This window comes from Shewanella sediminis HAW-EB3 (assembly GCF_000018025.1).
GTDB lineage: Bacteria > Pseudomonadota > Gammaproteobacteria > Enterobacterales > Shewanellaceae > Shewanella > Shewanella sediminis.
In genome coordinates this window covers 2,823,231-2,835,191 of record NC_009831.1, presented here as the reverse complement: position 1 = coordinate 2,835,191, position 11,961 = coordinate 2,823,231, and the positions used below count along the sequence as shown (strand labels likewise).

Annotated in this window: 12 protein-coding genes; 7 read left to right on the top strand and 5 right to left on the bottom strand. The window is 45.9% G+C overall.

Annotated features, from left to right (window positions below; all coding sequences use genetic code 11):
• Positions 1 to 40: 40 nt before the first annotated feature.
• The 4 genes from fldA to SSED_RS12235 all read right to left on the bottom strand — a co-directional run bounded on the left by fldA (position 41) and on the right by SSED_RS12235 (position 1,977).
• Complete coding sequence (gene fldA / locus SSED_RS12250; protein WP_012142681.1) at positions 41 to 571, bottom strand: flavodoxin FldA; 531 nt, start codon at positions 569 to 571, stop codon at positions 41 to 43.
• Between the two features lie 48 nt (positions 572 to 619).
• Entirely contained in the window at positions 620 to 895 is a 276-nt protein-coding gene (ybfE, locus tag SSED_RS12245) for a LexA regulated protein (protein ID WP_012142680.1), read from the bottom strand.
• A gap of 11 nt (positions 896 to 906) precedes the next feature.
• Entirely contained in the window at positions 907 to 1,128 is a 222-nt protein-coding gene (locus SSED_RS12240) for a DUF2788 domain-containing protein (protein WP_012142679.1), read from the bottom strand.
• Between the two features lie 72 nt (positions 1,129 to 1,200).
• Positions 1,201 to 1,977 carry an alpha/beta fold hydrolase gene (locus SSED_RS12235; protein ID WP_012142678.1) on the bottom strand — a complete coding sequence of 259 codons (777 nt, stop codon included), beginning with the start codon at positions 1,975 to 1,977 and terminating at the stop codon, positions 1,201 to 1,203.
• Between the two features lie 291 nt (positions 1,978 to 2,268).
• Between SSED_RS12235 and seqA the strand changes: the two genes are divergently transcribed.
• On the top strand, positions 2,269 to 2,811 hold the full coding sequence (gene seqA, locus SSED_RS12230; protein ID WP_012142677.1) for a replication initiation negative regulator SeqA: 543 nt from the start codon (positions 2,269 to 2,271) through the stop codon (positions 2,809 to 2,811).
• A 78-nt stretch (positions 2,812 to 2,889) separates the two neighbouring features.
• Positions 2,890 to 4,545 (top strand): phosphoglucomutase (alpha-D-glucose-1,6-bisphosphate-dependent), encoded by a 1,656-nt coding sequence (gene pgm, locus SSED_RS12225; protein WP_012142676.1) that lies wholly within the window; start codon positions 2,890 to 2,892, stop codon positions 4,543 to 4,545.
• A gap of 348 nt (positions 4,546 to 4,893) precedes the next feature.
• Here the strand turns inward: pgm and msrA are convergent, their stop codons facing one another.
• Positions 4,894 to 5,373, bottom strand: a complete 480-nt coding sequence (gene msrA, locus SSED_RS12220) for a peptide-methionine (S)-S-oxide reductase MsrA (protein ID WP_012142675.1) — start codon at positions 5,371 to 5,373, stop codon at positions 4,894 to 4,896.
• Positions 5,374 to 5,670: 297 nt separating this feature from the next.
• On the opposite strand from msrA, the gene astE reads away from it, so the two are divergent.
• From astE to nadA, 5 genes are all read left to right on the top strand, one after another.
• Positions 5,671 to 6,714: a succinylglutamate desuccinylase gene (gene astE, locus SSED_RS12215; protein ID WP_012142674.1), complete on the top strand. Its 1,044-nt coding sequence runs from the start codon at positions 5,671 to 5,673 to the stop codon at positions 6,712 to 6,714.
• 219 nt (positions 6,715 to 6,933) lie between these two features.
• Positions 6,934 to 8,112: a thiamine pyrophosphate-dependent dehydrogenase E1 component subunit alpha gene (locus SSED_RS12210; RefSeq protein ID WP_012142673.1), complete on the top strand. Its 1,179-nt coding sequence runs from the start codon at positions 6,934 to 6,936 to the stop codon at positions 8,110 to 8,112.
• 3 nt (positions 8,113 to 8,115) lie between these two features.
• A complete protein-coding gene (locus SSED_RS12205) occupies positions 8,116 to 9,093 on the top strand; it encodes an alpha-ketoacid dehydrogenase subunit beta (protein ID WP_012142672.1) in 978 nt (325 codons plus the stop codon).
• 10 nt (positions 9,094 to 9,103) lie between these two features.
• The gene (locus SSED_RS12200; RefSeq protein WP_012142671.1) at positions 9,104 to 10,738 is read left to right on the top strand and encodes a dihydrolipoyllysine-residue acetyltransferase; all 1,635 of its coding nucleotides are present in this window, start codon (positions 9,104 to 9,106) and stop codon (positions 10,736 to 10,738) included.
• A gap of 128 nt (positions 10,739 to 10,866) precedes the next feature.
• A complete protein-coding gene (gene nadA, locus SSED_RS12195) occupies positions 10,867 to 11,934 on the top strand; it encodes a quinolinate synthase NadA (RefSeq protein WP_012142670.1) in 1,068 nt (355 codons plus the stop codon).
• Positions 11,935 to 11,961: the final 27 nt, after the last annotated feature.

Sequence of the window (11,961 nt, the reverse complement as noted above, 5' to 3'; positions counted from 1 at the left end):
CCGCTTTAATTCGAATCTGATGATAACATGTGATGGAAAATTAATCTTCCAGCTCTGCTAAACACATCTCTTCGTGGATCTGTTTAACCCATGCATCGACGCGCTCTTCGGTCAGCTCAGGCTGTCTGTCTTCATCGATACCCAAACCGACGAAGTGCTTCTCATCGGCAGTTAAGCCTTTAGAAGCCTCGAAGTCATAGCCTTCGATTGGCCAATGGCCGATGACGATACCACCACGACCTTCGACAATTTCGTTTACCATGCCCATGGCATCGAGGAAGTATTCTGCGTAATCTTCTTGGTCACCACAACCAAAGATAGCAACTAGCTTATCTTCGAAGTTGATCTGCTCCAGATCGGGGAAAAAATCATCCCAATCGCATTGAGCTTCACCGTAATACCAAGTTGGGATCCCGAAAAGTAATAGATCGTACTCTTGAATTTGTTCTTTGGTACTCTTGGCGATGTCTTTAACATCGACCATCTTCTTACCCAGTTTCTTCTGGATCATCTTGGCGACGGCTTCAGTGTTGCCTGTATCGCTACCGAAAAAAAGACCTACAGTTGCCATTGTCTTTCCTTTATCTAATTCACTGTGTTTTGGATTCGTTTACAAGAGTTATTGAGGAGTCACTTGCTCTTGTAATATTAATTCTATTAGTTGACTGCGGCTAATTTTACTGGCCAAAGCCTTATCATTCAAGGCGTCATACAAATCTTGTGACACCTTTAACTCAATTCGCTTTAACCCGTTAGCCCTATCACGCTGGATCTGGTTTCGCTTATTGACTTTTAGCTGCTGGTCTCTTGGTAGTGGGTTACTACGGGGACGGCCACGGCGTGTTTCTGTTGCGAACAGATCGATTGTGGTTCTGTCTGATGTTTCTTTTGCCATTTAATCAGTGTTTAACCTATGCCCGAGCCTTCCCAGGACATCTGTATTAATCCTTTTGCTATAAACCCGGCGCAGCCGAGAAATAAAACTAACCAAACGATATAGCGGCCAAATTTAGGGACTTTGCCCTGTTTTAGCACATCATGAATGGCCATGCCGATAAAGAAAAAAATTGATGCAAAAAATAGGTTTAAACCTAAAGCTTCAATTTGTTCCATATACTGAGATAACATTTCACGGTTCCTCAGGCCAAAAGAGGCGCGAATATACCATAGATGATGAGTGTATGAAACGGAGTTGAGCGATTAATTCCTATCATTCTTTTCGATAAAGTCACCGACGATTCGGTTAAAAATGTTAGGTTTTTGTGCATGTAACCAATGACCTGTTCCTTCAATCGTTTTTGCTTTTACATGAGGGAACTGGGCTAAAATAGCTTGTCTGTGCTCAGAGGTAACATAATCAGACTCACCACCTCTGATAAACAAACTGGCACCAGTGTATTGCAATGGAGCGGCGACATCGTTATACCAGCCTATCAGATTGGCGTAACACGTCTTTAGCCCTGTGAGGTTCATTTTCCATTGAAAGCCGGTGTCACTTCTTGACAGGTTTTTCAGTAGGAATTGGGCCGTACCTTCATCAATGCCTGCATTTAATAGTTGGCTCAGAGCCTGGGCTCTATTTTGAACCAGACTTAGCTCAATCGAGTCGAGCGCTGCAAATACGGCATCGTGCCTGGATTGGTAGCTTACCGGCGCGATATCGGCTGCAATCACAGATTGAATTCGCTCCGGATAATTGAGCGCGGCGGCCATGGCTATCTTGCCCCCCATAGAATGCCCGACCAGATGCGCCTGTGGAATCGATAATCTATCCATTAACTCGATGACGGCTTGAGCCAGAGTGGGGTAGTCCATCGATTCCCAATGTGCACTCAATCCATGATTAGGCACATCGACTCGTATGACCCTATGGTTTACTTCCAGGGTTCTTCCCAGTGTTTTCAAATTATCTGAATTACCGAAAAGACCATGGATCAATATGACAGTCGATCCCTGGCCTGTAGATATAAAGTGCATGCTTGACTCGTAACGCTAAGAACAGGATGTGGATTGTGCCTCTAAATAGGCCATTTTGACAAGATTCATTGTTTCGGGAGTAAAATGAGTGGTGGCTTTTTGACCGAATAGACGGAGTTTGTGCAAAGAGCAGCAGAACAATCACAATTTAGAACTAATGCCTCTTTATTATAAGGCCATAGATGGCATACACTTGGGAATCGATCTAACGAATAAAAACAAAGATCAAACCCGTCATTATTTGTTATTGAACAAAGCTAGATAAAATCTCACTTAAGGAAGATTAAGGTCATGAAATATATCGAGGTTGATGAAGAGTTATATCGCCATATAGCCGGAAAAACTGAGCGTATCGGTGAGAGTGCTTCAGATATCCTACGTCGTTTACTGGGCCTGAATGTCGAAGCGGTGAACCATGATACCCCGCAGACAATCAGTCACCCGGGTATGGAACAAACCGACAACGTTGTCGCGCCCGTTGAAAACAGAGAGATTGCCAAAGATCTCACCGAAAGTATCAATAAAGAGGAACTTGCAGCCCAAAAGGGCGCTGTTGGACGTTTTCTGTTTATCCTCGAGGCGGTTTACCGTGCGGCGCCGGAACAATTTTCTCAGGTCTTACAAATTCAAGGCAGAGACAGGCTATATTTTGCGACATCTAAGGCTTCATTGCTAAAGGCCAGTAAATCTGCAAACCCTAAAGAGATTGGCCAAAGTGGGTTTTGGGTCACGACCAATAATAATACCGCTAAGAAGCGTACTATTTTGACTGAGGTACTTCATCAATATGGTACTGTCGAAGCGCAAATAGAAGCCATAACAAATAACATTTAGTGACTTAAACATCACAACTTGTGCACCTTTGTGGGTGCGCAATTCTTGAAGCGATCCACTTAATATCAGGAGATTTCCTTGACGATTCATAAGCGAGCAGGACAGGTAGCGATTCAACAGGATTTGGTCAATATCCCTAAGCTAATGAGTTGTTACTACTGCATAACTCCGGATATGAAAATAGCTGAACAGCGGGTCAGCTTTGGCACTTCAGGTCATCGTGGTTGCGCGTTTAACGGTAACTTCAATGAACAGCATATTCTAGCCATTACCCAAGCCGTCGTAGATTACCGAAATTCTGTGGGAATAACAGGTGCCCTGTATCTGGGTATCGACACTCATGCACTCTCTCAAGCTGCCTATATCAGCGCTGTAGAGGTCTTGGTTGCTAATAATATCCAGGTAATAGTTCATCAAGATGATGGTTTCACACCAACGCCTGTTGTGTCACACGCTATTGTGGTCGCCAATAAGCAAGGTGGACAATCAGTCGATGGTTTAATTATTACCCCATCCCACAATCCGCCTCAAGATGGTGGCATTAAGTACAACCCTCCACATGGTGGCCCGGCAGAGGGTGAGATAACCCAATGGATAGAGCAGCAGGCAAATCTTTATCTAAAGGCTGACCTTAAAGGGGTCAACATAATTAGCTACAAACAGGCTATCGGTTCAAGCTTGGTCGATTCGCTCGATCTCATCGCTCCCTATGTCGATGATCTCGACAGTGTCGTCGATATGAAGGCGATAGCCAAAGCCGGTGTGCGTATCGGTGTCGACCCACTAGGTGGTTCAGGGATCTATTACTGGGACAAGATAGCGGCTCGTTATGGTCTCAACATCGAACTGGTTAATGAAAGTGTCGATCCACGTTTCGGGTTTATGCCTCTGGATAAAGATGGCAAGATCAGAATGGATTGCTCCTCACCTTATGCCATGGCCGGACTCTTGAAACATCAGGACAAATTCGATCTCTGTGTGGGGAATGATCCCGATTATGATCGTCACGGTATCGTTTGTCCGGGTAGCGGATTGATGAACCCAAACCATTTTCTGGCCGTCGCTATCGATTATCTGCTCACGCACAGGCCATTGTGGTCACAAAAATTGGTGATAGGTAAGACCTTAGTTTCAAGCTCAATGATAGATAAGGTGTGTGCACAGCATCAGCGAATGATGAGTGAAGTTCCCGTCGGATTTAAATGGTTCGTCGATGGTCTTGCCAAAGCGCAATTTGCTTTCGGTGGAGAGGAGAGTGCGGGCGCGGCATTTTTAAGACGCGATGGCACTACCTGGTGCACCGATAAGGACGGATTTATCTTAGCCCTATTGGCTGCCGAAATTCTGGCTGTCACAGGTAAGACACCGGCCGAACGTTATAAGGAATTGGTCGCCCGGCACGGGGAAAGCTTCTATACCCGTGTCGATAGCCCTGTCAGCGCCGAAAAGAAAGCCAAATTTGCCGACATTATTGCTAATGATGTCGATGTGAATGTCTTAGGTACGACTGACTTAGGCGGTGAGTCTATCCAGGATGTCATGAGCCGGGCACCTGGCAACAATGCCAACATAGGTGGTATCAAGGTTGTCACCGAAAACGCTTGGTTTGCGGCGCGTCCCTCGGGTACCGAAGCCCTGTTTAAGATCTATGGCGAAAGCTTTATCAGTCAAGCTCACTTAGAGCAGGTGATAAGTGAGGCTCAGTCGATTATCGATCGTATGTTGAAGAATTAACAGTACTAATCAGTTTCCAGGTTCTCGGTTCCAGCTTGTGGGTATTATTCCTATTGCCTGGAACCTGTGCCTCTTAATACCAGTTGTATTAAATATGTAATCAATTCAGAGCCCCTCAGGGTTTTCAATTCAAGGCACATTGATGAAAAAATGGCCACTCCCTTTTAAGTCAATGTAAAGTAGAAGTGGAAGGCCTGAGGCGCTCACGTAGTGCGGTTTTCAAAGCCCTTTATGCTGCGGTGAATGCTTTCGATATAGAATAACTATTAGCTTCAATCATACAACTTGCCTACAGAGCTTTGAATTCCCGCTGAATGGTAAGATATTTAGTACAATTGGTATAACACTTTAGTAAGAGATGTGACAACTGGGTAAGTTGTTTTTTTCCAGGTAGTTCTGATGGTATTCTTCGGCTCGGTTAAATTGTAATACCGGAACAATCTCCGTCACTATCTGCCTCTCTCCCCATTTTCCACTACGGGCTAAGTCCAATTTAGATTGTTCAGCCACGGCTTTTTGCGCTTTAGAGTGAAAGAATATGGCACTACGATATTGTGAGCCGATGTCTCCACCCTGGCGATTTAAGCTGGTTGGATTATGGTTCTGCCAGAATACGGCTAACACCTGTTCGTAAGACACCTGGTTTTCATCGAACTCTACCTGAACGACTTCAGCATGTCCCGTCTCTCCGGATTTGACCTCCGTGTAGCTGTTAGCGGAATCATGACCACCCATATATCCGCAGCTGGTTTTTGTCACTCCCTGGATCTGATTGAAAAAGTACTCAACACCCCAAAAACAACCTGCACCAAATGTCGCTATGGCCATACACTACCTCTCTTTAATTATTTACACGACCCAAATCTGATGCACTTAACGTTGCGAACGTCTGGACGGCTAGATGTCTGCATTGTGTTTCACTTCGGGGATAAAAGCAAACAGAAATTGAAATACTTGAGCTAACCTTGTGGCTAAAGGCGATTTCCGCCGCCGATAAATGGCTGATGTGGGCGTAAAATGCTAGTATCCTTGTTCGAGCTTTCATAAAAACTATAAAAGGATCCTGCGTGTAGATGTCTGTTTTCCAGAACATATCTTTGTGCAGGAACAATTAAGGAGTATCTCGTGTTTCAAGCGCTAAAAGAGTCGAAGGACTTTTTAAATCTCACCCTTGCTCATCCTCAACATATCGATGAAACCTGTTCATTTTCGGTAGGTGACCATACTCAAGTAGAAGTATGGGATACCGGTGTTATCGTATTTGAACCTAAAGTTAATCAAGCCAAAGATATTGTCCTCTCCTGTGCCGTACACGGGAATGAGACTGCACCGATAGAATTGTGCAACGAGCTGGTTACAGCGCTGCTTGAAGAGAAACTTATCGCTAAACAAAGGGTGCTTTTTTTGTTTGGTAACCCAGCGGCTATTATCAATGGAACCCGTTTTATCGATGAAAACTTAAATCGACTATTTAATGGGGCACATTCATCCGGTGAAGGTCTGGTTAACCCGGAAAGGATCCGAGCCAAGAAACTTGAATTTTATGTCGACAAGTTTTTTGCAGGTCAGAGAGAAGAGCGTCATCGTATTCATTATGATCTTCACACGGCCATTCGCGGCTCAAAGCATGAAAAATTTGCTATCTACCCTTATCGTCCGGGAAGAAAGTTTAGTGGTGAGCAGATCATGTTTCTTGAGGCATGCGGTATCGATACCGTCCTTTTTCATCATGAACCTACGACCACCTTCAGCTATTTCTCATCTCTGAATTATCAGGCCGATGCATTTACCATCGAACTGGGGAAAGTCTTGCCCATGGGGCAAAATGACATGACTCGCTTCATTGCGCTGAAGGAGATGTTAAACAGACTGATAGGCAATGATCCACTCGAGTTGTCCGCTTTCGATGTAAACAAGGTCAATCTTTATCAAGTCTGCCGTGCTATTAACAAAGAGTTTGATGATTTCGAATTCACCTTCACCAATGATGTCGAAAATTTTACATCCTTTCCAGAAGGTTACATCCTGGCGAAAGAGGGCGGCAACAATATCAAGGTTGAACATAAAGTTGAGGCGATTGTCTTTCCTAATGCCAAAGTACCCGTGGGGCAGAGAACCGTGCTTTGCTTAAAGCCTGCAACGACAGAGAATATCGATTTAGGTAACTAATCTCTATCGACTGGACTGACATACAATGAACAGGGTCAGTTCGGGTATTGTAAAGCTAAAGATACGCGCAAGGCCGAGGTTAGTTTTATTAAGCGGGTGAGAATAGTTGATAGGTAGTTTACGTTAACGTAATGTTTCTCCCGCGTATTACAAAAATTGGCGTTCTCTATGTAGAGAGCACACTAAATAACAAATGCACTCAGCTGATAAGAGAATAGTATGAGCAACGCAACAAGCCATAATGAAACTGTCCATCGCGTCAGTTTTCTCGATAAGGACTCTGTGTCAGTCCCTATTTTAAAGATATTGCAAGCGGACGGTACAGTGTATGAAAATGCTGTTCTGCCCACGATAGGTCAAGAACTGGCAACAAAAATTCACGATACTTGTGTTTTTACACGAGTGTTGGATGAACGTATGTTAGGCGCTCAACGTCAGGGTCGTATCAGTTTTTATATGACCTGTACCGGTGAGGAAGCCTCAATCATAGGCAGTGTGGCATCGCTAGATAGCGATGATGTCATCTTAGCCCAGTACCGTGAGCATGCTGCGATACGTTACCGTGGTTTTTCTACTGAGCAGTTTATGAATCAGCTGTTCAGTAATGAGAAAGATCTGGGTAAGGGACGGCAGATGCCGATCCATTATGGCTCTGCCGAGCTTAACTATCAGACTATCTCCTCTCCACTGGCTACCCAAATACCTCAGGCATCCGGCGTGGGGTACAGCTTGAAGATGCAAGATAAGCGTAATGTCGCCGTTTGTTACTTCGGTGAAGGCGCCGCTTCGGAAGGCGACTTTCATGCGGGATTAAATATGGCGGCAGTACTTAAGTCACCGACCATCTTTTTCTGCCGCAATAATGGTTATGCCATCTCAACGCCAACCAGCGAGCAGTTTATGGGCAACGGTATTGCCAGTCGCGGTCCGGGGTACGGCATACACACCATACGCGTAGATGGTAATGACATGCTGGCGGTTTTAGCGGCGACACAACAGGCGCGTGCTCATGCTATCCACAATAAAGAACCTGTTCTGATCGAGGCGATGACCTATCGACTCGGTGCTCATTCGTCCTCAGATGATCCATCGGGTTATCGTTCTAAAGAGGAAGAGGCCAAATGGCAGACACATGATCCGGTTAAACGTTTCAAATTATGGATGATTAACAAGGGCTGGCTGACTGAAAAACAAGATGCAGACCTGTATGAGAAATACCGTAAAGAGGTACTTGCCGAATTAAAACTTGCAGAAAAACGTCCGATGTCGATGCTCGATACCATAGTTGAGGACGTTTATGATGCGCCAACGCCTAGGTTACAACAGCAGTTGAAATCCCTTAAGAAGCATCTGAACAAGTACCCTGATTCATATCCTAAAAGTGTAGGGAGAGGTTAAGTCGTGGCAAAAATTAATATGTTACAAGCCATCAATGACGCGCTTTCACTTGTATTGGAGACTGACGATAAGGCCATTTTGTTTGGTGAAGATGTCGGACATTTCGGTGGAGTATTTCGTGCGACTTCCGGTCTGCAGGAAAAATACGGAAAAGAGCGTTGCTTCAATACCCCATTGACTGAGCAGGGGATCGCCGGTTTCGCAAATGGATTAGCCTCTAACGGAATGACGGCGATAGCCGAGATTCAGTTTGCCGATTATATTTTTCCGGCCATCGATCAAATTGTGAATGAATCGGCTAAATTCAGGTATCGCAGTGGTAATGAATTTAATGTGGGTGGCATTACCTACCGTACACCTTACGGTGGCGGTATAGCCGGCGGCCATTATCATTCTCAGTCTCCGGAAGCTTATTTTACCCAAACTGCGGGTTTAAAAGTCGTGGTTCCGCGTAATGCCTATCAGGCTAAAGGCTTATTACTCGCCTCTATCCGAGATAAAAACCCGGTTGTTTTTTTTGAGCCTAAGCGTCTCTATCGCGCCAACATTGGGGAAGTGCCCGATGGCGATTATGAAATTGAGCTAGGCAAGGCAGAAGTCGTCCGCGAAGGTAAAGATATCACTCTGCTCGCGTGGGGGGCCCAGATGGAGATCATCGAAGAGGCGGCCGATATGGCGACAAAGCAGGGGATATCCTGTGAAGTTATCGATCTGAGAACCTTGGCACCTTGGGATATAGAAACCGTAGCAGCCTCTGTTAAGAAGACTGGTCGACTGCTGATCAATCACGAAGCACCATTAACGGGTGGCTTTGCCGGAGAGATCGCAGCCACGATACAGGAGGAGTGTTTTCTCTATCTTGAATCGCCAATCAGTCGTGTTTGTGGTTTGGATACCCCGTATCCATTGATCCATGAGAAAGAATATATGCCAGATGCGCTGAAGACGTTTGAAGCGATTAAAGCAACGGTCAAATTTTAGGAGCTTGGCAATGATTAAAGAGTTTATTCTACCCGATATTGGCGAGGGTGTTGTCGAGTGTGAGCTGGTCGAATGGCTGGTGAGTGAAGGTGATACTGTCAGTGAAGATCAGCCTATTGCTGATGTGATGACGGATAAGGCATTAGTCCAGATCCCGGCTCCTCACGCCGGTGTCATCAAAAAACTTCACTACGCCAAAGGTGAGATTGCCAAGGTGCATGCGCCACTTTATTCTGTTGATATAAAAGGGAATAGTTCACCAGCTATTGATGCCTCTTCTGTTGTTGATGACCAGATGGATGCTGAAGTGGCGAAAAGTGATGAAATTATTTCATCTGAAGCCGTGACGTCTGTTCCGCAAAAGGGCGTTCAAGTTGAAGAGTTCCTGTTGCCGGATATCGGTGAAGGAATTGTAGAGTGTGAGTTGGTTGAGTGGTTGGTGAGCGAAGGTGAGCAAGTCGTCGAAGATCAACCCATAGCCGACGTTATGACAGATAAGGCGCTGGTTCAGATCCCCGCGATAAAGTCGGGGAAAATTGTCAAGCTGCACTACCGTAAAGGTCAGCTGGCCAAGGTTCATGAACCCCTGTTTGCCGTAGAGGTGGAGCTGGAGTTGCCCGCTGCAGTCCGTGAAGAGAGCGAGAAAATACACACCGCAGAATCCATATCCGCATCTGGTGATATCAAAGAGCCGGTCGCTCAGGGTAAGGCATTAGCCAGCCCTGCGGTTAGACGCTTGGCTCGATCATTGGATATCGATATCGCTCAGGTTCCCGGAACTGGTAAAAATGGTCGTGTATTTAAGGATGATATCGAACGCTACCATTCGGGCACAAGCGCCCATACCAATACAATGACCGCAAGTCCTGAACATGATGTCAGCTCAAGCACGCTATCTGCGCCGGGTATGAACACCGGCTCAACAGATGGCGGGCAGACTATCGATAGAGTCGAGCCTATTCGTGGTGTCAAAGCTGTGATGGCTAAGATGATGACCGAGTCGGTTAGCACTATCCCTCACTTTACCTACTGTGAAGAGATCGATCTGACTGAGCTGGTAACATTGCGTGAGAGCATGAAGAAAAAGTACTCCACCGATGAGCTCAAGCTCACCATGATGCCTTTTTTCATGAAATCTATGTCGCTTGCCCTAAAGCAGTTTCCGGTGATAAACAGTCGGGTCAATGAAGATTGCAGCGAGCTTACCTATCTTTCCAGTCATAACATCGGCATGGCAGTCGACTCGAAAGTGGGCTTGTTGGTACCAAACGTTAAAGATGTACAGAACAAGTCTATCTTAGAGATAGCCGCAGAGATCACCAGATTGACGACCGCGGCGCGCAGCGGTCGAGTCAGTCCGAACGATCTTAAGTCTGGCACGGTTTCTATCTCTAACATCGGTGCCTTAGGTGGAACTGTGGCGACTCCTATCATCAACAAGCCTGAGGTGGCGATTGTCGCCTTAGGTAAGTTACAGGTGTTACCGCGCTTTAATGCCGATGGCGAAGTCGAAGCAAGGAAGATCATGCAGATCAGCTGGTCCGGTGATCATCGAGTTATCGATGGTGGCACGATTGCTCGGTTCTGTAACTTGTGGAAGCAATACCTAGAAGAGCCTCATGAGATGCTGCTCGCTATGCAGTAGTTGACTGAAATGGCAAATAAAAGGAACGCGATATGCGTTCTTTTTATTTCTAATACGCTTAAATGAGTTAATTTTTTGCCTCCAATTACGTATAATCTCGCTAATATACATTTCTCCTTGGTTTTAACATGAGTCTGTCAGCCCCACAAATCGAAAGTGTTCAATATCCATTTCCTGCTAAGCCATTGCCGTTAACCGATCTTGAAAAGGCTAACTACAAGGCTCGTATCAAACAGTTGTTGGTTGAAAGAGACGCTGTGTTGGTCGCGCATTACTATACCGATCCCGAGATACAGGCGTTAGCCGAAGAGACGGGCGGTTGTGTTTCTGATTCACTGGAAATGGCAAGGTTTGGGCGTGATCACCCGGCAAAAACCTTGATCGTTGCCGGTGTTAAATTTATGGGGGAAACCTCAAAGATTCTAAGCCCCGAGAAAACGGTTTTGATGCCGACGCTTGAAGCCACGTGTTCTCTCGATATTGGTTGTCCGATCGATACTTTCAGCAAGTTCTGTGATGCTCACCCGGATCATACCGTGGTGGTATACGCTAACACATCGGCGGCGGTTAAGGCTCGTGCGGACTGGGTGGTGACCTCGAGTATCGCGCTTGAGATCGTTGAGCACTTAGATAGTCAGGGTAAGAAGATTATCTGGGGACCGGACCGTCATCTGGGTAGCTATATCGCCAAGCAAACCGGTGCCGAAATGCTGATGTGGCAAGGTGATTGTATCGTTCATGACGAATTTAAGGCCAAGGCGCTGCGAGAGCTCAAGATTAAAAATCCAGATGCGGCCATTTTAGTGCACCCGGAATCGCCTGCTAGTGTCGTCGAACTGGCCGATGCCGTTGGTTCGACGAGCCAGCTAATCAAGGCCGCACAAACCATGGATAATGACACCTTTATCGTTGCAACCGATAGAGGCATCTTCTACAAGATGCAGCAAGGGGCGCCGGATAAAATATTGATAGAAGCGCCAACAGGCGGAAATGGTGCTACTTGTCGAAGCTGTGCTCACTGTCCCTGGATGGCGATGAATGGCCTTCAGGCCATCGAAGCTTCATTGACTGCCACAGATACATCTCCCCATGAGATATTTGTGGATGATGACCTGCGTGAAGCAGCACTCATTCCGCTTGACCGTATGCTGAATTTCGCACAGACATTAAATATGAAAGTGAAAGGCAACGCGTAAATGCAGCTATCCTTTTGCTATAGTCTT